The organism is Bradyrhizobium sp. 482_C4_N1_8, from assembly GCF_052075965.1.
GTDB classification, from domain to species: domain Bacteria; phylum Pseudomonadota; class Alphaproteobacteria; order Rhizobiales; family Xanthobacteraceae; genus Bradyrhizobium; species Bradyrhizobium barranii.
On the sequence record NZ_CP197231.1, the window covers coordinates 8037218 to 8061681 of the forward strand.

Sequence of the window (24464 nt, forward strand, 5' to 3'; positions counted from 1 at the left end):
GCGCTAGATCCGCCGCATCCAAAGGCCGCCGAGGATCAGACCGCCGCCATTGACGAACGCCATCCAGAGCGGGAACGCCTCTCCGATGTAGAAGAACCCAATCAGTGTCAGCGCAGCGATGCCAAGACCGATCGCGACGAAGGCGTAGCCGAACCAGAGACCCGCCAGCGTATAGAACAGCATGAAGTAGAGCGGCCAGAACGCGCCGAGCTGGCGTGGACCGAAATGGCCGACGACGTTGGTGCAGAGATAGCCGAAGGCGAAGAACAGCACGAAGACCAGAACGAGCCTGACATCGAAGGCGGCACCATGCGGACGGGGTGATGGATTGAGCAACCGGATTCCGACCAGACCGCCGACGCCCAGAACGTCCACGGCAACCCAGGCGTGGACCGCGTAGACCGGCCAGAGCCAGGTCACGAGATTGCCTGCGAACACCAGGACTCCCCACCAGACCGCTGCGAGGCTTGCGAGCTCGTAGAGCTGCGATTGCTTCACGCGCTGGACGATGTCGTCGATGTCGGCCAACGCTGCAGACGCCTCCTTGCTGTCGATCATGACTGGCCTGCTCCGCGCGTTGCCACGTCCTCGGCGATTGCATTGACCGCCTTCGGGTTGGTGACCATGCCCATGTGATTGACGCCGTCGATCATCTTGACGTCGACCGACGGCTTCACCGCCTGCACGGTCTCGGCATATTTGTCCGAGATCATCATCTCGTCCTCGGCACCGCCGAAAATCGTCATCGAATGAGTCACCGCCGGAAAATCGAGGCGATAGCCGCGCGTCGCAAAGTTGCGCATCAGGCGATCGGAATAGGTCGGCACCAGGATCCGCTCCGAGTTCGGCGGCACGGCGAAGGCGAGCACTGGAAGCTGCGAACAACAGTCGATGCCGAGCTTGCGCAGCGCCGCCAGCCCGAAGTAGCGCGGAAGGTCAGCATTGGCCCAACCGCCGGCGTGCGGTTTGTTGGTCGGCGCGTCGTAGCCGAGATAGGGCGCAATCAGGACGGTGCGGACGAACAGGTCCTGCATGATCGGCGTCGCGGCAACGCGCAGCGAGAAGCCGGCGCCGGCGGAATGGCCGATCAAGGTCAGTGGCAAATCGGGCGCGCTCTTGCGGACATGGGCGACGAAGTCGACCAGATCGTCCTCGAGCTGGCCGACATAGCCGATATCACCGCGCGTGCCGGAGGCGCCGTGGCCGCGCGTATCGAGTGCCCAGGTCTCGACGCCGTGCGCGGCGAATGCTGCCGTCAGGGCATGGTTCACGGTGCCGGAGGAACCGGACGATCCATGGATGAAGATGGCGCCGCGGTCGGTGGCCGTCCCCTTCGGCGCGTAGTGCCGGAAGCCAAGCCAGGTACCGTCGCGGGCCTGGAACCGCTCCAGCGGCGGGAGGGTGGACCAGTCGATCCCCTTGGCGGAGTCCGAGACTGAGCGCATCTCCGCAGGTCGTTCCAGCGGCGTCGCGATCAGGGCGGTGAGCAGCAGCGCGACTGCGCCAACCGCGCACAGGCCCCATTTCAACAGGCTTAGAGAACCCCGCAGCAGCCGCATCGCCATCGCAAACTCCCTCGAACTGGTCATCGATAGAGAACTCTATATTACAGAGTACTCTTCATATCAATCCCCGGATTGGCGCTGCGCCGCGAAAATCCTTAACGTCGGGTCTGACCCCAAAATGCCGAATCGTTTGCCGATGCCGCCTGCGGAACCACTGCTCAACGCCCCCGAATTCACCGTCTCCGAGCTCTCGCAGTCCCTGAAGCGGACGGTCGAGGACGCCTTTGGCCATGTCCGGGTCCGCGGCGAGATTTCCGGTTTCCGCGGCGCCCACTCCTCCGGCCACTGCTATTTCGCGCTCAAGGACGAGAGCGCCAAGATCGAGGCGGTGATCTGGAAGGGCGTGCACGGGCGGATGCGCTTCAAGCCCCAGGAAGGGCTCGAGGTCATCGCCACCGGCAAGCTCACGACCTATCCGGGCTCCTCAAAATACCAGATCGTGATCGAGGCGCTGGAGCCGGCTGGCATCGGCGCGCTGATGGCGCTGATGGAGGAGCGCAAGAAGAAGCTCGCCGCCGAGGGCCTGTTCGACGAGGCGCGCAAGCAGTTGCTGCCCTGGCTGCCGGAGGTGATCGGCGTGGTGACCTCGCCGACCGGCGCCGTCATCCGTGACATCCTGCATCGGCTTGAGGACCGCTTTCCCCGCCACGTGCTGGTGTGGCCGGTCAAGGTGCAGGGCGAAGGCTCGGCCGAGCAGGTCGCAGCCGCGATCCGCGGCTTCAATGCGCTGCCCGAGGGCGGCAAGATTCCGCGGCCCGATGTGCTGATCGTGGCACGCGGCGGCGGCTCGCTGGAGGACCTCTGGTCGTTCAACGAGGAGATCGTGGTGCGGGCGGCAGCCGAGAGCATGATCCCGCTGATCTCGGCGGTCGGGCACGAGACCGACATCACGCTGATCGACTTCGTCGCCGACAAGCGCGCGCCGACGCCGACGGCAGCGGCCGAGATGGCGGTGCCGGTGCGCAGCGACTTGTTCGTCGAGGTCGCCGATCTCGCGCGGCGCACCCGCGCCTATTGGCAGCGTGCCCATGAGAGCCGCCGCAGCGAGCTGCGCGCCGCCGCGCGCGCCCTGCCCGCGGCGGGCGATCTGCTCGCAATCCCGCGGCAACGGCTGGATTCGGCGGGCGCGTCGCTACCCCGCGGCCTCAAGGCCAACACGCATGCGCATTTCCGCCGGTTTACCGCGGCGAGCGCAAAGCTGACGCTGCGGGTGCTGCACGGGCAGATTTCGCAGGCCGATCACCGCCTCACCGTGTGCGGCGAGCGGCTCGGCCTGTCCGCGCGCTCGCTGCTGCGGCAACGGCGCGACCGTTTCGCCGGGCTGGAGGTGCGCTTGCGCGCCTCGAAACTTTCGAATGCACAGGCGCAGCGCAACGCAATTGCCCGCCAGCGCGAGCGCACGCATCGTCTGGCCGAACGCGCCAACCGCGCGCTTGTCACGCTGTTGCAGCGATTGGATGCCCGCATCGAGAACAGCGGCAAGCTGCTCTCGGCGTTGTCGTATCGCGGCGTGCTCGCCCGCGGCTTTGCTCTGGTACGGGACGAGGCCGGCCATCCCTTGCATTCGGCCGACGCGATTGGTCCCGGCGCACGCGTCGAGATCGAGTTTGCGGACGGCCGTGTCGGTGCGACGGCGGATGCGGATCGTGCAGTTCCGACGGCAAAGCGTGCGTTGGCGCAAGCAAAGCCGGCCGCGCAAGACGCAAAACCGGCGCCGAAGCGCGTGGCGAAGCCGGTGGATCAGGGCAATTTGTTCTGAGGCGCGAGGGCGGCGTTCCGCCCTCGGTGTCATTCCCCGCGCAGGCGGGGAATCCAGTACGCCGCGGCTTCTCGGTGACTCACGGACGTCTCGGAGTGCTGGATCGCCCGGTCAAGCCGGGCGACGACACCGACTGTGTGGTGCACGCATGCAGCCCCAACCACGTCATTGCAGCCCGTCCTACCGGCAGGACAATCCCGCGTCGATCGTGGTCCAGAAGCCGCAATGTTCCGGCGCGATCATCGGCGCGCCGGCGTGGGCTTCGAACAGGAAGATCGCGACGGTGAAGACGATCAGTGCGGATGAGAACAGGACGAAGCGGTTGCGCATGAGGACTGCGTTTAATCGACATCGTGGTCGAACTAAGGCGCCGTCACCTGCTGAAACCGCCGCGACACGCGATACGTAGATTCACGGTCGGCCATACTCCGTGCAGGGCGGTGGTCGATGCGGGGCTGTCCGCCAGATTTGTTCCTCGGGCGGCCCCGCTTCCGCCTTCGCTCTATCGAGCTACGGCGGGACAAGCCCGCTCCATCCGGGCTACAGGACCGCCCTCACCGCGCCAGCCACTCCGCGACTTCCCGCTGCGACTCCGCGCGCGCCTCTGCGTCCGTGCCGAGATGGCCGTGCTCGGGCGCGGCGGCGTCGGTGGTACCGGCAGCTGCATGCAGCGGCGTATTGGCGCGGTCGAAATCGTGATAGGCGCCGGGATAGACCACGATGCGCGTGAGCGCGCTGCGGCCGCGCGCACCATCGACCATCTGGCGGCAGGCCGGCGGCGACGAGACGTCGTCATTGGCGCCGATCAGCACCAGGGTCGGCACCCGCGCGCTCCAGCCGAGGCCGGCGGAGATCCGGCAATCCGGATAGAACGCGATCGCCGCGCGAAAATCCGGCCCGGCTTCGCGCGCGGCGCTCTGCGGACGCACCGCCCAGAGCAGCGCGCTGGCACCGTTGGCCCAGCCGATCAGGCTGACGCGGTCGCGCGCGACCCAACTCTGCTTCATCAGCCAGGCGCGCGAGGCCGCGATGTCGGCGACGCGCTCGCGACGTGCCTTGATGTGCATCTCCTTGACGCGGCATTGCGGCCCAAGCTCGCGCGAGCCGTAGCTGTCGGGCAGCAGCACGGCATTGCCGGCCTTCAGCAATTGCAGCGCCCAGTCGCGATAGCGCGGCAGCACCGATTCTGAATGATTGCCGAGGCCGCCGCAGCCGTGCAGCGCGATCACGGTCGGAAACGGCCCCTCGCCTTCGGGCTTGTAGAGCTGCCCATGCAGGATTCCGGACGACAGCGGAATGTCGACCTGCTGCGGCGCCGGCGCGGCGTGCGCGGCCGACATCAGCAGCATCAGGAACAGGGCGGTCAGTCGAAGGCGCATCGGATTCTGCCGTGGAAGATGCCGGAACCGGCCATCCCTCGCGCGAAGCACTATCATGCGGAAACGGCGGCAAAACATCACAAACCGGTGGGTTTACCGGGCGGACAAGCCACCCTATCTATGCTAAATCCCGTCCAACACATCGTGCCCTCCAGGGTTTTCCACGGAGAGGCCTTCCACGGAGACTTTCGACCGTGCTGAACAAGTTCGGCCCCTCGGGCCATGGCGAAGCGCAGGTGCAATATCTCGACGGCGATTTCCGCGTGATCTCGCCGGGGACCTTCGTGCGCTGCGCGATCACCGACACGCGGATACCGCTCGACGAATTGAAGTACTGGAGCGTGGACCTGCAAGAGGCCTACGCCACGCCCGCCGCCGTGCTGCAGCGGCATTTCCCCGGCGCGCTGAAGCCGCAGCCGTGAGGCCGCGCCTGCGCTTCTATTGCTGTTCAGTGGCATCTCCGCCCACGCAGGTCTTGATGAAGGTCTTCCTGGGCTCGCCGACGACCTTCTGATCGATCGCCTGCTTGAGGCAATCGACCCGCGCCTGCGCCATGCAGAGCTGCATCTGGTCGCGCTTGTCCTGGCCCTTCAGGCTTTGCGTCGTCGCAAGACATGTGACGCGCTTGGTCGCGGGGACTGGCACCGTGCTGGTTGGAGCAGCGGGAGCCGTCGTCGGCGCCGTCTGCGCAAACACGGGCGCAATGATCAGACACACAAGACTGGCAGCGACGGCTGCGGATGGCAGTTTCATCGGATTCTCCTGATCGTCTGGAACCGATAGGCGTCTTGCGATGAATGTCGGCTGAATGGCAGGCTGCTGCAGGGTGAGCAAAGTGTAGCTGTCCTGCCGGCATCGCACGAGCGGCACAGCCTTTCGCGCAGCATGAGGATGGAGACGATGTTCGTGCGCACCTGAACTGCAGGCCTTACCGCCGAAATGATCTCCGTCGTGCCGATCTGCGTTGCATCGAATCGCGCTTGCACTCCGTGGTAAGTCACTTCGCGCTGTAGTTGGATTTTTCGCTGCGGTTCGGCGCCCTCAAGTTGTTTGACGAAGTCTTGGTGAAACAGAGCGCTGCTAAAGTGCGCGTTAGGTAATTAGCCCTGCTGCTTTGCCGCACAGACCATCAAGTCAACCAAACGACCATTGAGCTTTGGAATTGATGCAGTCTGTGAACGGGCTCACATCGGAAGAGCCATCTGACGGGCTACGATCACCTCGAAAATTCGCGGTGGATACTTTTTAAATCGAAAGTCAACGATGGGGGTGATCATGCCCACCATACTAGACATGCTCTATCGTGAATATTGCCGCGCCCGCCTCGCTGAAATGCGGAAACAGCTTCTGATCATAGCTCAACGCTCTGAAGCTTCCGAAGCGCATCATCATCTTGCGGATCAGGGTGACGATGAGAGGACGGACGCACAACGCAAGACCGGTCGCGGCGTGCCGCATTGAAGCGGCCCGAGACCGGCGAACTCTCCCGCGTAGCAGTGACCAAGCAATTGGCGGCAGTTTGGGAGCAAGCGATGAATACACCCGAATGCTATACTGTCATGGTGGCCTGCGTCTCGTGCCTGACCATCATCGGAATGATGGCTGTTGGAGCCTGGTGAGGGGACTGACCGCTGAGCCGGGATTGCATGCCCTTGACGGGTCCGCTGGCAAGCACGTTCAGTCGGACCTGTGGCGCCGGACACAGCACGCGCCCTCCGCATCGTCCGTCGATAGACGCCGGAAGGCCTTCGCCTCGCCTCAGCGCGCAGACCTGCTTTTTGCTGTGAGGTAAGCGTTGCCGCCGCCCGATACGATTGCGGCGGCATCGCTTGAGATCCGGATGTCAGCCTCCGGGCGGACTATACGAAGAGCGCAGCTTCGCCGCGTTCTGGCGGACCTGCTTGATCTCGTCCTGCGTGAACAGCCGGGTCAGTTTCACGTTCTGCAGGGTGCCCACCGTGACGGTCAGACCGGAGATGGCCGGAGCCGTGCTCGGATCAGGCACATCGAAAATCACCAGAACGCCCGGACCGTCGGCAGCAACGCTGTACATCGAAATCAGCTTGCCGCCGGCCGCTTCAATGAGTTTTGTCGCCGCCTCCTGGCGATTGATCGTGGGGTTTTCCAAAATGGCGTTGAGAGCGCGTGGTGTATATTGTCCAGTGAGGCAAAAATGCATGGCATGTTCTCCTCTGAGCTTTTGGCAATAACTCTCCGGCCGTTCCGAACTGATCGTAACGGTCTCGCATCTGAAATGATGATGGTACGTTGCCCGCCGTGGGCATAAACGCCGCCGATGATTGCCGGGAGTTCGGCACGTCCCGGTGACGGCTCTCATGCGAGGCTACATCAACTCCCGAACGTGCGGAAGACAATTCATCCGCCGCGACATGTCGCCCCGGTCAATTGTCGCATATCGCATGGCGCGCGGTGTTGGGCTACGGCGGAGCGCTTTGCCCACGCCAAGAAATCATCAAGACATCATCGCCTGCCGAACCGCCGCTCGCGCGCCCTGTAGAGATGATCGCTGATCAATTGCCGGAGCGCTGCCGGATCATCGAATTCGAGCTGCACCGCGAACGGCACGATGCCGTCGGGCACGCCCTCGCGGCCGCGCAGGCGCGCAAGATCCTTTTCCGTCGTCACCAGCGTGAGCTGCTCGCGCTGCGCCTCCGCTGCGAGCGCCGCGATCTCGTTCTGCGAAAACATGTGGTGATCGGCAAAGGGGCGCGTGCGCGCGACCTCGATGCCGCAGGCACGCAAGCTGCGGAAGAAACGCGCGGGATCGCCGATGCCGGCGAACGCAAAGACTCGTTTGCCGAGGAGTTGCGCGACCGAGGCCGCATCCGGCTTCAGGCGCGCGCGCAGCTCCGGCTTGTTGCGCTTCGCAAGCTCCGCCGCGACATCGTTGGCGGCATGGCCATTGCCGATCAGCACCAGCGCATCGGTGCGCGCGAGCTGCGCCTTCAGCGGCGCGCGCAAGGGACCGGCCGGAAACACCTTGCCGTTGCCGAGGCCGCGCTCGCTGTCGATCACGATCAGGGAGGCGTCCTTCAGCAGGCGCGGGTTCTGGAAACCGTCGTCCATCAGGACCACGGTCGCGCCCCGCGACTTCGCGAGCGCAACGCCTTCGAGACGGTCGTGCGCGACCACGACAGGAACGTCGCGCACCATCATCAGCGGCTCGTCGCCGATGTCGGAAGCGGTGTGACGCTCGCGATCGACCATGACCGGACCCTTGAGGCGCCCGCCATAACCGCGGCTGAGCACCACCGGCGTCTCGCCGAGCTCGCGCAACAGCTTTGTCAATGCGAGCACGGTCGGCGTCTTGCCGGCGCCGCCGACATGGTAGTTGCCGACGCAGATCACGGGGATGCCGGCGTCAAAGCCCTGGCGCAGCATGCGCCGTTCGGTGATCGCGCCATAGAGCAAGCCCAACGGCCGTAACGCATGAGACTTGAAGGAACGCGGCCGGTACCAGAAGGCCGGCTCACGCATTGGCGGCCCCCATCTCGATGGTAAGCTGCAACAGATAGGGCTCGAGCGCCGTCATGGTGCGATTAAGCGCACCGCCGAGCTCCTCGACCACGCCTGCGCCGGCGCGCTGCATCCCGTCGCGCACGGCGGCATCGGCCAGCAACTGGCCGAGCTGCTTGACCAGCGCCTCCTGTGTGTCGGCCTGGCGCGCGCCGCCGCTGCCGTCGAGCGCCTCGTAGACATCGGCGAAGTTGAAGACGTGCGGACCATGGACGATCGCGGCGCCGAGCTTGATCGCCTCGATCGGATTCTGGCCGCCATGGCGGATCAGCGATCCGCCCATGAACACGACCGGCGAGAGGCGGTAGAACAGGCCGAGCTCGCCCATGGTGTCGGCGACATAGACGTCGGTCGCGGCCGTCGGCAATTCCTCGCGCGAGCGCAACGCCGGCTTCAGGCCCGACGCCGTGATCAGGCCCGCGATCGAGGTGCCGCGATCCGGATGCCGCGGCACGATCACGGTCAGAAGCTGCGGGAAGAAACCGACGAGGCTGCGATGCGCCGCGACCAGCATCTCGTCCTCGCCCGGATGGGTCGAGGCCGCGACGATGATCGGGCGGCCGCGCGTTATCGCCATCAGCCGCTCGAGCTTGGCGGGATCGGCCGGCGGCGCGGCCACGTCGAGCTTGAGATTGCCCGTGGTGACCACGTCGCGGCCGCCGAGCGCGGAGAAACGTTCAGCATCGGTCTTCGATTGCGCCAGGCAGATGTCGAACCGCGACAGCAGCGCCGAGATGGTGCCGTACATCCGCCGCCAGCGCGGGAAGGAGCGCGGTGACATCCGCCCGTTGATCAGCACCATCGGCAGGCGGCGCGCGGCGCCCGCCAGGATCAGGTTCGGCCACAAATCGGATTCGATGAACAGCGCCAACGACGGCTTCCAGTGATCGAGGAAGCGCGCGACATAGCGCGGGGAATCATACGGCACGTATTGATGGATGACGTCGGGCGGAAAGCGCTTTGCGACGACGGCGGCGGAGGTGACGGTGCCCGAGGTGAGCAGGATGCGCAGATTGAGGTCGCGCAGGCGCTCGATCAGCGCGGCTGCGGCGAGCACCTCACCGACGCTGGCGCCGTGAATCCAGACCAGGGGGCCGTGCGGACGCACGTCCCGGGACAGGCCCCGCCGCTCGCCGACGCGGGCGGGATCCTCCTTGCCCTGCTTCAGCCGCCGCTTGATCAGCGCCGGCGCAAGCGGCACCAGGCCCGAGGCCAGGCGCCGGTACATCCGCAGCGTTATCGGCAGCGAATTAGCCATCTTGGGGCCCCGGACGGCCGAGTTGCGCGTATGCGCGGCGGGTCGCCTCGTTCAAGGTCTCTTCCAGCTCCAGCCGCAGCGCTTCCATGGTGGCGGCGTCGGCATCCGGCGGCACGTGGATTTCCTTGATGCCGACCAATGCGCCCCGCCCGAACGGCAGGTTGATGGTGGTGCGGTCCCAGTTCTTGAGCCGGATGAAGCGGCTGGTCGCCATCGCGAAAGGCATGATCGGCCGCCCCGATTCCCGTGCCAGCATGATGATGCCGAGCCCGGCCACGCGCGAGCGCTTGGGGACATCGGCGGTCAGCGCGACATTACAACCGTCCTGGAGCGTGTGCACCATTTCCCTGAACGCGCCCACCCCGCCCTTGCGGTGGAAGGCGCCGCCGTGGTCACCGGAACCACGGATGAGGCCGATGCCGAGCCGCTCGACGGCGATCGCGTTGAACTCGCCGTCGCGATGCCGCGAGATCAGGACCTTGGCCCGGTAGGACTCCTTGGTCTTGATGAAGGGCGTGAGGAAATGCTGGCCGTGCCAGAAGGCGAAGATCGCGGGGATCTGCGGCTCGACGATGTCATAGACGTCAGGCGGATCGAACGTGAATTTGTTGGTCCGCCAGACCAGGCGCAGATATTCGGCCGCCAGAACCCCGACGGCACGCTGAAACCAGCTGCTTCGCAGCGTATTGCGAAGCAGTTTTTTCAACGCGCCGGTTCTTGATTCGGGTCGAGCAACCGATGGAGATGGACGATGAAGTAGCGCATCTGCGCGTTGTCGACCGTGCTCTGCGCCTTGGCGCGCCAGGCGACGTGAGCGGACGCATAGTTCGGATAGAGGCCGACGACCTCGACGTCATCGAGGTTCTTGAAGGTGTTGTGCTCGAGATCGAGCAGTTCGCCGCCGATGACGAGATGCAGCAATTGTTGCGGGGCACTATCTGGCATGGGTTCTGTTCCTAACGGGCTGCCCGGCAAAGCAGTGTTCGAGAAGCACGACGGACGCACTCAGGGCAAGGGACGATTTCGAAAATGCGCGACGATGCCCGCATGACGATCGCGACCCGCTGCCACCAGCACCCCGTGCGTGACTTCCCGGCGGTTATAGAGGATGGGATCTCCGGAGAGGTCGCTCATCCTACCATCCGCTTCCTGCACGATCAAATCGGCCGCCGCAAGGTCCCAATCATGGCTGTTGCCCCCGGCAAAAGCCGCATCCAGCACGCCATCGGCGACCCGGCACAGGCGCAGCGCGAGCGAACCGATTCGCGGATGCAGCTTGATGTCGCCGCCAGCAATATTGAGCCGCTCGACCATCGGCTTCGGGCCGGCGACGCGGGAGAAGTCGAGCGCGGATCCGGACGCCGCCCGCACGGCTTTGCCGTTGAGCGTCGTGCCCTGCCCGCGGGCCGCGAAGAAGAACTCGTCGGTCGCGGGCGCAAACACCGCAGCCAGCACCGGCGAGGCATCCTCGACCAGCGCGACGCTGACGCACCATTCGTCATGACCGCCGAGATAATTGCGGGTGCCGTCGATGGGATCGACCACCCAGGTCCGCCGCCGCGACAGCCGCACCTCGTCGTCGGCGCTCTCCTCGGACAGCCAGCCATAATCGGGCGTCGCCGAGCGCAGGCGCGCTTCGAGCAAATCGTTGACGGCAATGTCGGCTTCCGACACCGGCGAGGACGCGCCCTTGGTCCACGTCCTCAATTCGGTGCGGAACATCGACTGCGCGAGGCTGCCTGCCTCCCGCACCGCGTCCTGCAGCAGCGCCGCGTCGCGCGTCAGGATGGTTTCGTCAGTTGCATGCGCGTCAGCGTCCGCCAAGCGTCAAACCCTCGATGCGCACCGTCGGCGCATTGATGCCGTAGCGGAACTCGAGATTGTTCGCCGGCTGCATCGACTTGAAGATCTCGAACAGATGGCCCGCGATCGTGACTTCGCTGACGGGATAGGTCAGCTCGCCATTCTCGATCCAGAAGCCGGAGGCGCCGCGGCTGTAATCGCCGGTGACGCCGTTGACGCCGGAGCCGATCAGGTCGGTGACGTAGAAGCCCTGCTTGATGTCGGCGATCAGCTCGGCCGGGGTCGGCGTGCCCGGTTCGAGATGCAGATTGTACGGCCCGGGCGACGGCGAGGACGAGACGCCGCGATGGGCGTGGCCGGTGGTGGTGAGGCCGAGCTCGCGCGCGGTCGCGCAGTCGAGCAGCCAGGTCGTCAGCACGCCCTCGTCGACCAGCGCGATCTTCTTCACCGCGACGCCTTCGGCATCGAACGTCTGCGAGCGCAGGCCGCGCTTGCGCAGGGGATCGTCGATGATGCGGATGTTCCTGGCGAACAGCTGCTGGCCGAGCTTGTCCTTCAGGAAGCTGGTCTTGCGTGCGATCGAGGCGCCGTTGATGGCACCGACGACGTGGCCGACCAGCGAGCCCGCAACGCGCGGATCGAACACGACCGGCACCTTGCAGGTCTCGACCTTGCGCGGATTGGAACGCGCCACGGTACGCTCGCCGGCGGAACGGCCGACGATTTCCGGCGACAGGAGATCGGCGCCGTGCGGCGCCGAGGTGAAGTCGTAATCACGCTCCATGCCGGTGCCTTCGCCCGATATCGCGGTCGCTGAAATGCCCTGGCTGGAACGCAAATAAGAACCATGAAAGCCGGTGCTGGTGACGAGCACCATGCCGCCCATGCCGGCGGAGGCGGAGGCGCCGCCGGACTTGGTCACCCCCTTCACGGCGAGCGCGGCAGCCTCGGCTTCGAGCGCGCGGCGCTCGAGCTCGGAGGTCGCGGGCACGTCGGGATCGAGCAGATCGAGATCGGGGAAGTCGCGCGCCAGCAGCGCGGGATCGGCCAGGCCGACATATTTGTCGTCGGGCGCGACGCGCGCCATCGCAACCGCGCGCTCGGCAAGCTTGGTCACGGCATCGCCGCTGACGTCGTTGGTCGAGACCACCGCCTGGCGCTGGCCGACCAGCACGCGCAGGCCGACATCGTCGCCCTCGGAGCGTTCGGATTCCTCGACGCGCCCGTCACGCACCTCGACGCCCTGCGAGACGCCGCGCACGGCGACGGCATCGGCCGCATCCGCACCGGCGCGCTTGGCCGCCTCGACCAGCCGCTGCGCGAGATCGGAGAGCGCGGTCTGATCGAACAGGTCGCGATTGGCTTTGGACGAATCCTGGGGCGAAAGCGTCGAGCTTGGTGAAGGGTTCACAAACGAAATCCTGTTGCGGCGGGAGGTTTCGGGGCGATACCGGCCCTGAACACCAGATGTGCCCAATTGGTACGGACTTCAAGCGTTTTCAGCCCGCAAAAAGCTCAGATTCGCAAGTCTAGCGCAACGTCTCGTCAATCATGCGTGCCAAGGTCTTGTCAATCATGAGCGGCGGTGACGCTGGATTAACCAGCCTTTTTAAGTGGTTTCGGAACGGCGCGCGCTAAGGTCCTCGCATCGACCGGGAACATAATCCCGGCGGGGAGAACTAAAGCCGTGAGGCGTCAAACAGCAACAAGCGGGATCGCTCCCGCCGGGTCGGGCCGCAGCTTGCGGCTCGACCCTCTTTCCCTTCCGGTCCGCTTCGATGCGCACGATCCGCGCGCCGACGGATACACCAGGCAGATCGAGCTTCATCGCGAGCGTGTCGTGCTGCGCCGTGCCGTCCGCGGCATGCAGATGGCGATCAACGTCCGCGTCAGCGACTTCATCGGCGTTGCGTTGCGCGGCAATGACGAGGCGCAGACCCTCGTCCTCGTGCATCGCGATCCCTCGCTGTCCGTTCCGCTGCTGGTCAGCAACGATGGCGACGAGCTCGCCGAGGCCTGGGCGATCTGGAGCGAGCTGTTTGCGCTTCCGCAGCTCGACGAAGGTGCCCGCAAGCCGACGCCGCGCCGTCGTCGCGCCAACGCGATCCGCGCCCGCCGTCCGAAATTCCTGATGCGCCGGCGCACCGCCATGACGCGCGAGCTGTCGGTTCATCAGGGCGAACGCGAGATCATCGCAAGGAATTGAACGGCACGCACAGTGCCGTAGGGTGGGCAAAGCGAAAGCGTGCCCACCTTTTTTATCTCAATCCCGGGAAGATGGCGGGCACGGCGCAAGAGCGCCTTTGCCCACCCTACGGGCTACGCCGCCCGCATCACCGCGTCGACCAGCAATCCCGCAAACAGCAGGAAGCCCGCATACTTGTTCGAGAAGAACAGGCGCTTGCAGAGCAAGGGGTCGCTGATATCGAGCCGCACGATCTGCGAGGCCAGATGCACGGCGAACGCCGCAAGCCCGAGCCAGGCCGGCCAGCGCGCATCGCCTGAGGCCAGCGCGACGCCGATCAGCATCACCGCAAGCCCGTAGAACAGGATCAGCGCCTGGTGCGTGTGCGCGCCGAACAGCCGCGCGGTGGATTTGATGCCGATCAGCGCGTCGTCCTCGGCGTCCTGGTGCGCATAGATCGTGTCATAGCCGATCACCCACGAAATCGATCCGGCATAGAGCACCAGCGCGGTCAATTCGATGCGCCCGAAGGTGACGGCAAATCCCATCAGCGCGCCCCAGGAGAAGGCGAGGCCGAGCACGATCTGCGGCCACCAGGTGATGCGCTTCATGAAGGGATAGATCGCGACGATCAAAAGCGAGGCGATGCCGGTCAGGACTGCGAAGCGGTTGAATTGCAGCAGCACCACGAGACCGGTCAGCGCCTGCGCGACCATGAAGGCCAGCGCCTGCTTGGTCGTCACCTGGCCCGACGGCAGCGGCCGCGAGCGGGTGCGCTCGACCTTGTCGTCGAGATCCCGGTCGGTGATGTCGTTCCAGGTGCAGCCTGCTCCGCGCATGACGAAGGCGCCGATGAAGAACAGCACGATGGTGAGGGGCAGGCCGCGGACATCATGCGCCATGCCCGCCGCGAGCGCCGCCGACCACCAGCACGGCATCAACAGGAGCCAGGAGCCGATCGGACGATCGAAGCGGGACAAGCGCAAATAAGGCCGCGCCCATTGCGGCGCAAGCGTATCGACCCAGTTGCCGGTGGAATCGGCAACGCGGGCGGATGTATCACTCATCGGGTGAGGACGTTGCCGTTGAGCGTATCGAAGGTGCTGCCGCCCTTCTTGCCGGCATTGGCTTCAGGCGCCGAGCCCGAGCCCAGCACCTCGCTCAGCGACGGACCGGCCGGACCGCGCGGCTGGTTCTGCATCTGCTGCGCGACGTTGCAGACCTTCGTCGCCATGGCCTCGGTGTTCTTGTGGCCGTCCTTCATCTGCGCGCTGACCTGCGCCGGAATCCCGCACTTCGAAGCGTTGACCTCGATGTACTTGATCATCTTGGTCTCAGCCTGGCTGAAATTGCGAATCAGCTTGCAGGCTTCGTCCGGCGAGGCGTGACGATCGCTCGCGGCCTTGATCAGCTTGCCGCGCTTCTCGGCTTCCTCGCGCAGCGGCATGAAGGTTTTCATGCAGTCCTCGCCGGGACCGCCTTGCGTCGGCGGGGCGGCGCTGAAGGCACCTGCGCCACCGACGGGCGCGGCGCCGTTCACGGGAAACGATCCTTGGGGCGCTGCACCGACCGAAGCGCTCGGCGCCGAGCCGTTCACGGGCGGAAACGCGGAACTGGTTGGGGCTTGGCCAGGCAGCGGCGCAGGGAAGCCCTGCGCGTGGGCACCCGCGGCGCCCAAGGTGACCATGGCGGCAGTGATCGGAACCATCAAATGACGGATCATCAAGGCAGTCTCTCCGGCAGGAGCTTACGGGGCTTGGCGTCTTCCCAATTGAAGCGCAACCAGCGTGCTCGCGATTTTACGATTCCCGCCGGCCCTTAACAACCCGTCGAATAGGGCAAGAGCGCGGCGCGCCGACGCACCGATTTGGCAATATTTACCCCCGAAATGGCGGCTTTCGGTTAATAACGGCGGCAAATTGGACCTTTGAACGATGCCCTCCCACGATTTTCGTGCCCCCCGCCTGTTTGTCGATGTCCCCCTTGCCCAGGACGCCAGGGTTCCGCTCGACCGCGACCAGAGCAATTATCTCGGCAATGTGCTGCGGCTTACCGCCGGGGCCGAGGTTTTGGCGTTCAACGGCCGCGACGGCGAGTGGCAGGCCGCGATCGAAGGCCGCAAGCGGCCGGACGGCCTCGTCATCCTCCAGCAGGCCCGGCCCCAGGACCGGCTCGCTGACCTCACCTACGTCTTTGCCCCGCTCAAGCATGCCCGGCTGGACTACATGGTCCAGAAGGCCATCGAAATGGGCGCTGCCACGCTTCAGCCGGTCCTGACCCGCTTCACCCAGGCCTCCCGGGTCAACACCGAGCGGATGCGCGCCAATGTCGTCGAGGCCGCCGAGCAATGCGGCATCCTCAGCATCGCCACGGTCGCCGAGCCGGTGCCGCTGGACCGGTATCTCAGTCAGCGCCCTGCCGACCGGCTGCTCATCTTCTGCGATGAAGCGGCGGAGGTCCAAAACCCCATTCAGAGCCTGCAAGACGCGCGCGAAGCCGGACATGACCAAGGCAGCGTTGGCATCGACGTGCTGATCGGCCCCGAAGGCGGCTTTGCCGAGGAGGAGCGCGCCCTGCTGTTGCGGCAGCCGAAAATCCTGCGGCTGGCGCTGGGACCCCGAATCATGCGGGCCGACACGGCCGCGGTGGCGGCGCTGGCGCTGGTGCAGGCGGTGCTGGGCGACTGGGGCGGCACCTAACCTAGTCAGGCGAACCTAAGGTCGATTCACGCGCGGCGGCTCTACAGGTTCGCGCTTTAGATGATCTCTCGCTTCGACCGATGCAGGGTCTCGGACGGCAGCTCTCCGAAAGCCGCCCTATAGCTCGCTGCGAACTCGCTCAGATGCCAGAAGCCATGGCCGATTGCGCAGGCCTTCACACTGCGACGAGCCGGGCCGGTGCGCAGCTGCTTTCGTACCGACCAGAGGCGCAAGACCCGGCTGTAGCGATGAGGGCTCATGCCGCAGATGGCCTGCGTCGCACTCTGGAGGGTCCGAACGGACACTCCCACCCGCTCTGCCAGTTCGGTCGTCTTGTGCCAGATCGCGAGATCGTGGCGGATCAATCGTTCCATCTCTGCGACGATCCGCTGATAGCTGTCCGTCGTGGAGTGCATGGGCCCGCGCTTCACGTTGGACCGAATGGCAGCATCCATTGCGGCGAACAGGGATTGTTCGACCGCCGTTCGCGACGTCGGCTCGTTCAGGAAGTCTGGATCATGTGCCGCGGTTTCAAGCGTCGTGGAAATCGAGCCATGCAGGGAGGCAAGTACTTCCGATGCCGGACTCAGCAAATGATAGCCGTCATCCAGCTGAGACCAGGGCTCGCGCTCGGGCGGGCTGAAATAGGCGACAGCCCACAAACGCCCCGCCGGCTCATAGACCAGGCAATCGGATCTCCCCTTGAGAACGAGTATGGAGCTGCCAATTGATTGCCCGTTGATGCGGGTGGAGGTCACATGGTCCATCGGCACCGCCACCGCGATGGCGTGCGCCAGATCATAACCGCGGATGATCCGCGGGAAGGTCTTCACCAGAGACAGCGTCAGGACCGGCAGGCTGAGCTGGGCACGCTTGATTGCAGTCGCCCCCGCCGACAGCGGCATGCTGGATGCGCCGGCATATCTCTCACTCTCTCCGAAATGATCGATGTCGTACGATCGGAGCTCGAGAGCCGCGGATGGCTTGAGGCCCTGAAACGACAGCAAGCCGTCTAATGCTGTTCTTTGCGTTCCATCGCGAGCAGTATCGAGAAGGCTTTGATCCATATCCTGCCGCTTACTTCGCCTTCCTTGTCGATGCAGCGCCCTTGGGGGCACGCAGATCATCCGGCCCGTTGATGCCGGCGCGCTTGAGATCGCGAAGCAGTTTTGTGAGCAGCAGCATATTAGTCTTCTGCAGTTCGTGATTGTTTCCAAACCTGAATGCGTTCTGCTCGGTCACGATGAGCCCGGCCTTGGTTTCGGCGAGAATCTTTCGTCTCTTAAGTCCCGTCACGCGACGGCGAACCGTCTCGAGCGGCAGGCTGAGGAAGCGAGAGAGCGCCGCGCGGGACACCCCTTGCTTGATCGCATCCGGCTCGACCGCGTGAATGCTGGAGAATCTCTCGTCCAGCGACGGATCGTTCATCACATTGATCACGTTTGCGTTGAGAATCGCATGAACGATCAATAGGTCCAGCGGATCGAATTCGTCGTAGTGCCGGAACAGCTCGCTGATCGAAAACAGCATATAGGCCAGCGTGTGTCGCGAGACCGTCCGGATAGCATCTGATGCATTGCGCATGAATCGAAACCAACATTCACATTGTAAGCGAAGGCAGCAGCGAACGGGTCATCCGCCATACCCAATATGAGTATGCGACGACTTGCCTGTCCTCCTCAATTTCTCAATGTGACGTTGAGCTTGCGGTTGCTGCATTGAGTCGCATGCCCGGACAGGAATCAGCGACGGGCAATGAGGCTGTCGCGCAGGACGACATGGCCATGGACGACGATGTTGCATCGGACAGGCGGCGACGCGAGGAGCTAGGGCTCATCAAGGCATTTCTCGGCATAAGGGACCCGAGCAGGAGGCAGAGAATTCTCGAGCTTGCCGAGGAGCTCGCAGATCACGCCGCGTCCGAAACCGCAGGGATTGCCTTCGCCTCGACCGATGCATCGCTTGGCGATGCGCCCAGAGATCTCCCTGGCCAAACTGAGTGAAAGCCAGGCCCCTCCCGCCCTAGGTATTAAAATACCTAAAATACTTTCTGACAGATCGCTGCGTCCCGCCTCCAAAGCCGTTAAGCGATTGATCCTTTGGAGGTCGAAACCGCTTTCGCGCCATGCTAAGGCCTGCGCCAATTCGCCTCCCTTCTTTCGCCCTGCCCGGTTCCACCGGGACGATGGACCCCTGTTATGACCGCGACTGCCACCTCAAATGCTGCCGGCTCCGCCGCCTGGGCGGACACGCTGCTCTTGTCGTTCGCGCAGGCCGGCTATGTCAGGGCCGAGCCCGCGATCCTGCAACCGGCCGAGCCGTTCCTGGACCTCTCCGGCGAGGACATCCGCAAGAGCCTGTACCTGACGACGGACCTGTCCGGCGAAGAGCTTTGCCTGCGCCCGGACCTGACCATTCCCGTCGCCCGCGACTACCTCACCTCGAGCCGCGCGGGCCAGCCGGCCGGGTTCAGCTATCTCGGCCCGGTGTTCCGCTACCGCAGCGGCCAGGCCAGCGAATTTCTGCAGGCCGGCATCGAATCGTTCGGCCGCCAGGACCGCGCCGCGGCCGACGCCGAGATGCTGGCGCTGGCGCTGGAAGCGACCGCAGCCTTCGGTGTCCGCGATGTCGAGATTCGCACCGGCGACGTGGCGCTGTTCAACGCCCTGCTCGATGCGCTCGACCTCTATCCGGTCTGGCGCCGCCGCCTGGTCAAGGATTTCAACCGCAAGATCAGCCTGGAAAAAGATCTGGAGAAGCTGGCGGCCGCGACCACCGCGACCCGCAGCGAATATGAGGGTGTGCTGGCCGCGCTCGCCGGCTCCGACCGCAAGGCGGCGCTCGCCTTCGTCACCGATCTGATGTCGATCGCCGGCACCACCAATGTCGGGGGCCGCACCACGGCCGAGATCGCCGACCGTTTCCTCGAGCAGTCGACGCTGAAGGGCGGCGCGCTGCCGCGCGAGGCGATCGCCGTGCTCAAGCGCTTCCTGTCGATCGCAGGCAATCCCGACGATGCCGTCGCCGAGCTCCGCGCGCTCACCACGGACGCGAAGCTCGACCTCAGCGCCGCCGTCGACCAGTTCGAAAGCCGGGTCGGCTTCATGGCCGCGCGCGGCATCGACGTGAAGCAGACGCGCTTTTCGACCGCGTTCGGACGCGGCCTCGACTATTACACCGGCTTCGAATTCGAGCTGCATCACAGGGGCAACGGCGCCGAGCCGCTGGTCGCCGGCGGCCGCTATGACGGGCTGATGACCCAGCTCGGATCGGCCGAGCCGATCCCCGCGGTCGGCTTCTCGGTCTGGGTCGACGCGCTGACCCGGATCGGTCGCAAGGTGGGAGCTTAAGTCATGAGCGCGCCATTCGTCCTGGCCGTTCCCTCCAAGGGCCGCCTGCAGGAAAACACCGAGGCGTTCTTCGCCCGCGCCGGGCTCAAGCTGTCGAAGGCCGGCGGCGCGCGCGACTATCGCGGCACGCTCGCGGGCCTCGACAATGTCGAGGTCGCCTATCTCTCGGCGAGCGAGATCGCATCGCAACTGTCGCGCGGCTTCGCGCATCTCGGCGTCACCGGCGAAGACCTGGTGCGCGAGAACATCGCGGATGCCGACAAGCGCGTGTCCCTGATCGACGGGCTCGGCTTCGGCTATGCCGACGTCGTCGTCGCGGTGCCGCAGGCGTGGATCGACGTCCGCACCATGGCCGACCTCGACGACGTCACCACCGGCTTCCGCGAGCAGCATCACATGCGGATGCGGGTCGCGACCAAGTTCATCAACCTCACCCGCACCTTCTTCCAGAGCCACGGCATCACCGATTACCGCATCGTCGAAAGCGCGGGCGCGACCGAAGGCGCGCCGGCGGCCGGCAGCGCCGAGCTGATCGTCGACATCACCACGACCGGCGCGACGCTCGCCGCCAATGGCTTGCGGGTGCTCGACGACGGCGTGATCCTGCGCAGCCAGGCCAATCTGGTCGCCTCGAAGGATGCCGACTGGTCGCCGCAGGCGCGGGAGACCGCGCGCGTCATCCTCGATCACATCGCAGCAAGGGCGCGGGCCAACAAATACCGCGAGGTCCGCACCCGCTTCCAGCAATGCGACGCCGCCCTGCTCGGCGAAGCCCACGAGCGCTTCGGTGTCGAAGCCCCGTTCGGCGGGCCGACCTCGTCGGGCATGCTGACGCTGCACTGTCCGCCGGGTCAGCTCTATGCGCTGGCGAGCTTCCTGCGCGAGCATGGCGCCGAGACCGTCTCGGTGGTTTCGCTCGACTATGTGTTCGACCGGGAGAACCCGCTGTTCGCCAAGCTCGAGGCATTCCTGCGGCAGTGAGCCTCAGGTCCGTTCAGCGTAGCGACAGCAAACGGCAGCTACCATATGCTGTTGAGAACCATGGACGCCTCTGGAACCTTGATCAATGACGCTGGGCTCTGACGTTTCCGGCATGACGACCACCGCGGCCAGTGCCGCCGCGAAGGGGTTGTCGATTGTCGTCCCCGTCTACAACGAGGCGGCGGGCCTCGCCGCCCTGCACCAGCGCATTTGCGATCTCGCCAAGACCTTGCAGCAGCGCTATCGCTTGCGTTGCGAAGTCGTCTATGTCGACGACGGCAGCGCGGACGCGACGCTCTCGATCGCCCGGTCGCTGCCGGCCGACGCGGTCGACGTTCAGGTGGTGTCGCTGTCGCGCAATTTCGGCAAGGAAGCCGCGCTGATGGCCGGCCTCGACCATGCCCGGCTCGGCGCCGTGATGTTCATGGACGGCGACGGCCAGCATCCGCCGGCCCTGGTCGAGCAGCTGGTGCGGCACTGGATCGAGGACGGCTATGACGTCGTCTATACCGCCAAGGCGCATCGCGACAACGAGCCCTTCCTGCGCCGCGTCGCCGTGCGCGGGTTCTATTCGCTGATCAATTGGGGCGCGCGCCAGAAGATCCCCGAAGACGCCGGCGACTTCCGCCTGCTGTCGCCGCGCGCGGTCGCAGCGCTCAGGCAGCTGCCGGAGCGCAACCGCTTCTTCAAGGGCCTCGCGAGCTGGATCGGCTTCCGCCAGATCCGCGTCGATTACGAGCCCGCGCCGCGCACCCATGGCGTGACGACCTTCAGCGCCGCGCGCCTGCTCGGTCTTTCGATCGAAGGGGTGACCTCGTTCTCGGTGGCACCGCTGCGCTTCGCCAGCCTGCTCGGCGTGATCCTCGCCGGCGGCGCCTTCCTGTTCGGCCTCTCGATCCTCTGGGAAGTCTGGACCACGGGCAAGCAGGTGCCCGGCTATCCCTCGCTCGTGATCGGCCTGATGACCATCGGCGGCGTGCAGCTCATCATGATCGGCATCGTCGGCGAATATATCGGCAAGATCCTGTCCGAGCTGAAGGCGCGCCCGATCTACTTCGTCGCCGAGCACAGCGAAAAGCATTTCGAGACCGGGAAGGCCGACGACGCCTCGAAGAGGACGGCCGCCGAATGAGCGCGGCCGCGGGCCTGCGGCGGATCTGGCTCTGCGCCGACGATTACGGCATCAGCCCGGGCGTCAATCGGGCCATCCGCGACCTGATCGAACGCGGGCGTCTCAATGCCACCTCGGTGATGATGGTGGGACCGGCGATCGAGCGCGGCGAGATCGAGGCGCTCCAGACGGCGGCGAAAGCGAGCCCGCGCTGCGCGATCGGCTTGCACGTGACATTGTCGGCGCCGTTCCGGCCGCTCACCATGCATTTCCGACCGCTGGACGGCGACATGTTCGTGCCGTTCCCGAAGCTGCTGCGCGCCGGCCTTGCGCGCCGGCTCGACCGCGAATTCTTTCGCAATGAGGTCAAGGCGCAGCTGGCGGCGTTCGCGGAAGCATTCGGGCGCGCGCCCGACTTCGTCGACGGCCACCAGCATGTGCAGCTGTATCCGCAGGTGCGTGACGGCTTTGTCGATGCGGTCAGCGAAGCCGCGCCGAAAGCCTGGGTCCGCCAGGGCGGGCGCGACCTGCCGCTCGTGCAGCGGCTGGCCTCACCAAAAGCCATGGTGCTCGATATCCTGAGCGCGCAATTCCGCCGCCGCGCCGCCAGCGCCGGCCTCGGCTTCAATCCCGGCTTTGCCGGCGCCTATGATTTTACGCGCGAGGCCGATTTCGGCGCGCTGATGCGGCAGTTTCTGGAAGGCCTCCCCGATGGCGGCCTCGTGATGTGCCACCCCGGCTTCGTCGACGATGTCCTCACCGGCCTCGATCCGATGACCGACGTCCGCGAACGCGAGCATGCTTATCTTTCAGGCGATGGGTTTGCGCGCCTGCTGGCCGACAGCGGCGTCACGCTGGGGTGAAACCGGCGGAAAGCAAGCCGCTGGGCAGCTTGTCGCATACCGAAATTTAATCCGGCCGGCACTGTTGGGGCCACAATGGAACCCTACATCTGCCTCGCGCTTGGTTTGAGCGAGGGAGACTGATCATGACGCCGCAGGAACGCCAGCTCGTCGACGAGCTTTTCGACCGGCTTTCGAAACTGGAAAATGCACCGCGGGATCCCGACGCGATCGCCGCGATCTCCGACGGGCTGCGCAAGGCGCCCGGCGCGGTCTACGCACTGGTGCAGACCACGCTATTGCAGGACGAAGCGCTGAAGCGTGCTCATAACCGCATCCAGGAGCTGGAAGCGGCCCATGCGCCCGAGCAGGCGCAGTCCGGCGGCTTCCTCGATACCATGCGCGACTCGCTGTTCGGCGGAGGCCCCTCGCGCGGCTCGGTTCCGAACGTGCCGCCGCGTGACGCGCGGCCGGTCTGGAACACCGGTCAGGCGATGCCGCAGACGCAGCCCGGTTACGGCGCGCCGCCTCCTTATGGACAGGCCTACGGCCAAGGCCCAGGTCAAGGTCCCGGTCAAGCTCCGGGTCAGGGCTATGGCGCTCCGCCGATGGGCGGTGGCGGCGGCTCGTTCCTCGGCACCGCGGCGGCAGCCGCGGCCGGCGTCGTCGGCGGCTCGCTGCTGCTCTCCAGCATCCGCGGCATGATGGGCGGATCGCACCAGCAGGCCTTCGGCGACACCAACGCGCTCGGCGACCGCAGCGCTGGTGGAAGTCCCTGGGGCGGCAGTGACCAGTCCGGCGGCTCGCTCGCGCGCGATGCCGGTCTCAACGACATCGGCTCCAACCGCGACCGCGACGACGGTTCCCGCCAGGGCTTCACCGACCAGGCGTCGAACGACCGGGACAACAACAACAACGATCAGAACTACGACGACAACGACCACGACAACGGCAATATGGACGTAGCCGACGACGACAGCGATTTCGGCGGCGGAGACGATGGCGGCAGCGACTACGCGTGAGGCTGCCCGATCAGCGCGACAAACAAAAACGGCCGCCCGGGAGGCGGCCGTTTTCATGTCGAGCGTCAGACGATCACATCACCACGACCTTGGTGCCGACATTGACGCGGCCGTAGAGGTCGATGACGTCCTCGTTACGCATGCGGATGCAGCCTGAGGAGACGTTGGTGCCGATGGTCCAGGGCTCGTTGGAGCCGTGGATGCGGTAGAGCGTCGAGCCAAGATACATCGCCCGCGCGCCCAGCGGGTTTTCCGGGCCGCCTTCCATGTGCCGCGGCAGGTCGGGCCGGCGCGCGATCATTTCCGCCGGCGGCGTCCAGTCCGGCCATTCGCGCTTGGCCGTGATCGACTTCACGCCGGACCAGGTGAAGCCGGGACGGCCGACGCCGATGCCGTAGCGCATCGCCCGGCCGTTGCCCTCGATCAGATAGAGGAACTTGTTCGGCGTATCGACCACGATGGTGCCGGCAGTTTCCTTGCCGCTATAGTCGACGGATTGCTTCTCGAATCTCGGATCGAACGGACGCTGGCGCGGATCGACCGCCTCCTGCTGGAGACCTGCGCCTTGCTGATATCCACCCTGCATCTGCGGCTCGCCCATCGGTGGCAGGCGGCGCTGGTCGTAATAGCCGGGCTGCTGCTGATAAACCGGCTGCTGCGGCGCGTAGGCCGGGCCGCGGCCGGGACCGTCACCGAACAGGAACTCGATGAAGCCGCCGCCCATATTCGCATTGGAGGCGACACGCACCGGCGCCGGCTGCACCTGCGGCTGGTAGAGCACCGCGGGCGGATCGTTCGGCACACTATTGTCGAAGGCGCTGGCGCTGTTCGCGCCGGCAATGAAGGTGCAAGCGCTGCCGAGCAGCGCGACAGACATTTTCTTGAACATCGACGTACTCTGTACTGTTTCGTCTAGATCCCATGCGTCGTGCAGAGCCGATGGCTGACCGGCGACCGCGACGTGGTCAATAAA

The 24464-nt window shown here is 65.4% G+C and carries 28 protein-coding genes; 11 read left to right on the forward strand and 17 right to left on the reverse strand.

Going from position 1 to position 24464, the window contains the following annotated elements; translation table 11 throughout:
* Positions 1-3: 3 nt before the first annotated feature.
* A complete protein-coding gene (locus tag AB7Z56_RS38125; protein ID WP_063985604.1) occupies positions 4-558 on the reverse strand; it encodes a hypothetical protein in 555 nt (184 codons plus the stop codon).
* Entirely contained in the window at positions 555-1565 is a 1011-nt protein-coding gene (locus AB7Z56_RS38130) for an alpha/beta hydrolase (RefSeq protein ID WP_063985605.1), read from the reverse strand. Before AB7Z56_RS38130 ends, AB7Z56_RS38125 begins: the two co-directional genes overlap by 4 nt.
* Positions 1566-1683: 118 nt before the next feature.
* On the opposite strand from AB7Z56_RS38130, the gene xseA reads away from it, so the two are divergent.
* A complete protein-coding gene (gene xseA, locus AB7Z56_RS38135; protein WP_084795308.1) occupies positions 1684-3324 on the forward strand; it encodes an exodeoxyribonuclease VII large subunit in 1641 nt (546 codons plus the stop codon).
* 180 nt (positions 3325-3504) lie between these two features.
* Here the strand turns inward: xseA and AB7Z56_RS38140 are convergent, their stop codons facing one another.
* Positions 3505-3654, reverse strand: a complete 150-nt coding sequence (locus AB7Z56_RS38140) for a hypothetical protein (protein ID WP_008130160.1) — start codon at positions 3652-3654, stop codon at positions 3505-3507.
* A gap of 224 nt (positions 3655-3878) precedes the next feature.
* The gene (locus tag AB7Z56_RS38145) at positions 3879-4703 is read right to left on the reverse strand and encodes a dienelactone hydrolase family protein (protein ID WP_063985607.1); all 825 of its coding nucleotides are present in this window, start codon (positions 4701-4703) and stop codon (positions 3879-3881) included.
* A 194-nt stretch (positions 4704-4897) separates the two neighbouring features.
* Here AB7Z56_RS38145 and AB7Z56_RS38150 point away from each other — a divergent pair, with 194 nt between their 5' ends.
* Entirely contained in the window at positions 4898-5125 is a 228-nt protein-coding gene (locus AB7Z56_RS38150; RefSeq protein WP_014491939.1) for a DUF2093 domain-containing protein, read from the forward strand.
* 16 nt (positions 5126-5141) lie between these two features.
* On the opposite strand, the gene AB7Z56_RS38155 is transcribed toward AB7Z56_RS38150, so the two are convergent.
* The gene (locus AB7Z56_RS38155; RefSeq protein ID WP_063986703.1) at positions 5142-5456 is read right to left on the reverse strand and encodes a hypothetical protein; all 315 of its coding nucleotides are present in this window, start codon (positions 5454-5456) and stop codon (positions 5142-5144) included.
* A gap of 510 nt (positions 5457-5966) precedes the next feature.
* Here AB7Z56_RS38155 and AB7Z56_RS38160 point away from each other — a divergent pair.
* Positions 5967-6164, forward strand: a complete 198-nt coding sequence (locus AB7Z56_RS38160) for a hypothetical protein (protein WP_223153847.1) — start codon at positions 5967-5969, stop codon at positions 6162-6164.
* Positions 6165-6546: 382 nt separating this feature from the next.
* Here the strand turns inward: AB7Z56_RS38160 and AB7Z56_RS38165 are convergent, their stop codons facing one another.
* The 7 genes from AB7Z56_RS38165 to AB7Z56_RS38195 all read right to left on the reverse strand — a co-directional run bounded on the left by AB7Z56_RS38165 (position 6547) and on the right by AB7Z56_RS38195 (position 12712).
* A complete protein-coding gene (locus tag AB7Z56_RS38165) occupies positions 6547-6882 on the reverse strand; it encodes a GYD domain-containing protein (protein ID WP_063985608.1) in 336 nt (111 codons plus the stop codon).
* A gap of 302 nt (positions 6883-7184) precedes the next feature.
* Entirely contained in the window at positions 7185-8201 is a 1017-nt protein-coding gene (gene lpxK, locus AB7Z56_RS38170; RefSeq protein ID WP_231143640.1) for a tetraacyldisaccharide 4'-kinase, read from the reverse strand.
* Positions 8194-9498, reverse strand: coding sequence for a 3-deoxy-D-manno-octulosonic acid transferase (locus tag AB7Z56_RS38175; protein WP_063985610.1), 1305 nt, complete (start codon positions 9496-9498; stop codon positions 8194-8196). Before AB7Z56_RS38175 ends, lpxK begins: the two co-directional genes overlap by 8 nt.
* Complete coding sequence (locus AB7Z56_RS38180) at positions 9491-10204, reverse strand: lysophospholipid acyltransferase family protein (RefSeq protein WP_063985611.1); 714 nt, start codon at positions 10202-10204, stop codon at positions 9491-9493. The genes AB7Z56_RS38175 and AB7Z56_RS38180 overlap by 8 nt, the downstream gene beginning before the upstream one ends.
* Complete coding sequence (locus tag AB7Z56_RS38185) at positions 10201-10443, reverse strand: DUF4170 domain-containing protein (RefSeq protein ID WP_063985612.1); 243 nt, start codon at positions 10441-10443, stop codon at positions 10201-10203. Before AB7Z56_RS38185 ends, AB7Z56_RS38180 begins: the two co-directional genes overlap by 4 nt.
* A 60-nt stretch (positions 10444-10503) precedes the next feature.
* Positions 10504-11322: a 3'(2'),5'-bisphosphate nucleotidase CysQ gene (locus AB7Z56_RS38190; RefSeq protein ID WP_063985613.1), complete on the reverse strand. Its 819-nt coding sequence runs from the start codon at positions 11320-11322 to the stop codon at positions 10504-10506.
* Complete coding sequence (locus AB7Z56_RS38195; protein WP_063985614.1) at positions 11309-12712, reverse strand: TldD/PmbA family protein; 1404 nt, start codon at positions 12710-12712, stop codon at positions 11309-11311. Before AB7Z56_RS38195 ends, AB7Z56_RS38190 begins: the two co-directional genes overlap by 14 nt.
* Before the next feature lie 276 nt (positions 12713-12988).
* Between AB7Z56_RS38195 and AB7Z56_RS38200 the strand changes: the two genes are divergently transcribed.
* Entirely contained in the window at positions 12989-13507 is a 519-nt protein-coding gene (locus AB7Z56_RS38200) for a DUF6101 family protein (protein ID WP_063985615.1), read from the forward strand.
* A 113-nt stretch (positions 13508-13620) separates the two neighbouring features.
* Here AB7Z56_RS38200 and ubiA read toward each other — a convergent pair whose 3' ends face one another.
* Both ubiA and AB7Z56_RS38210 read right to left on the reverse strand, forming a co-directional pair.
* Positions 13621-14553, reverse strand: coding sequence for a 4-hydroxybenzoate octaprenyltransferase (ubiA, locus tag AB7Z56_RS38205; RefSeq protein WP_063985616.1), 933 nt, complete (start codon positions 14551-14553; stop codon positions 13621-13623).
* Positions 14550-15209 carry a hypothetical protein gene (locus AB7Z56_RS38210; RefSeq protein ID WP_063985617.1) on the reverse strand — a complete coding sequence of 220 codons (660 nt, stop codon included), beginning with the start codon at positions 15207-15209 and terminating at the stop codon, positions 14550-14552. Before AB7Z56_RS38210 ends, ubiA begins: the two co-directional genes overlap by 4 nt.
* Positions 15210-15420: 211 nt before the next feature.
* On the opposite strand from AB7Z56_RS38210, the gene AB7Z56_RS38215 reads away from it, so the two are divergent.
* Positions 15421-16185, forward strand: coding sequence for a 16S rRNA (uracil(1498)-N(3))-methyltransferase (locus tag AB7Z56_RS38215; protein WP_063985618.1), 765 nt, complete (start codon positions 15421-15423; stop codon positions 16183-16185).
* A gap of 56 nt (positions 16186-16241) precedes the next feature.
* Here the strand turns inward: AB7Z56_RS38215 and AB7Z56_RS38220 are convergent, their stop codons facing one another.
* Together AB7Z56_RS38220 and AB7Z56_RS38225 are read right to left on the reverse strand one after the other, a co-directional pair.
* Complete coding sequence (locus AB7Z56_RS38220) at positions 16242-17252, reverse strand: helix-turn-helix domain-containing protein (protein WP_441256767.1); 1011 nt, start codon at positions 17250-17252, stop codon at positions 16242-16244.
* 10 nt (positions 17253-17262) lie between these two features.
* Positions 17263-17715, reverse strand: coding sequence for a hypothetical protein (locus AB7Z56_RS38225; RefSeq protein ID WP_223153845.1), 453 nt, complete (start codon positions 17713-17715; stop codon positions 17263-17265).
* Between the two features lie 248 nt (positions 17716-17963).
* On the opposite strand from AB7Z56_RS38225, the gene AB7Z56_RS38230 reads away from it, so the two are divergent.
* The 6 genes from AB7Z56_RS38230 to AB7Z56_RS38255 all read left to right on the forward strand — a co-directional run bounded on the left by AB7Z56_RS38230 (position 17964) and on the right by AB7Z56_RS38255 (position 23491).
* Complete coding sequence (locus AB7Z56_RS38230; RefSeq protein WP_063986705.1) at positions 17964-18188, forward strand: hypothetical protein; 225 nt, start codon at positions 17964-17966, stop codon at positions 18186-18188.
* 195 nt (positions 18189-18383) lie between these two features.
* The gene (locus AB7Z56_RS38235) at positions 18384-19535 is read left to right on the forward strand and encodes an ATP phosphoribosyltransferase regulatory subunit (RefSeq protein ID WP_028157923.1); all 1152 of its coding nucleotides are present in this window, start codon (positions 18384-18386) and stop codon (positions 19533-19535) included.
* 3 nt (positions 19536-19538) lie between these two features.
* A complete protein-coding gene (gene hisG / locus AB7Z56_RS38240; protein WP_063985620.1) occupies positions 19539-20516 on the forward strand; it encodes an ATP phosphoribosyltransferase in 978 nt (325 codons plus the stop codon).
* 85 nt (positions 20517-20601) lie between these two features.
* Complete coding sequence (locus AB7Z56_RS38245; protein ID WP_063985621.1) at positions 20602-21648, forward strand: glycosyltransferase family 2 protein; 1047 nt, start codon at positions 20602-20604, stop codon at positions 21646-21648.
* Positions 21645-22490 (forward strand): ChbG/HpnK family deacetylase, encoded by an 846-nt coding sequence (locus tag AB7Z56_RS38250; RefSeq protein WP_063985622.1) that lies wholly within the window; start codon positions 21645-21647, stop codon positions 22488-22490. The genes AB7Z56_RS38245 and AB7Z56_RS38250 overlap by 4 nt, the downstream gene beginning before the upstream one ends.
* A gap of 125 nt (positions 22491-22615) precedes the next feature.
* On the forward strand, positions 22616-23491 hold the full coding sequence (locus AB7Z56_RS38255) for a DUF2076 domain-containing protein (protein WP_063985623.1): 876 nt from the start codon (positions 22616-22618) through the stop codon (positions 23489-23491).
* A 73-nt stretch (positions 23492-23564) separates the two neighbouring features.
* Here the strand turns inward: AB7Z56_RS38255 and AB7Z56_RS38260 are convergent, their stop codons facing one another.
* The gene (locus AB7Z56_RS38260; RefSeq protein ID WP_063985624.1) at positions 23565-24380 is read right to left on the reverse strand and encodes a L,D-transpeptidase; all 816 of its coding nucleotides are present in this window, start codon (positions 24378-24380) and stop codon (positions 23565-23567) included.
* Positions 24381-24464 lie beyond the last annotated feature (84 nt).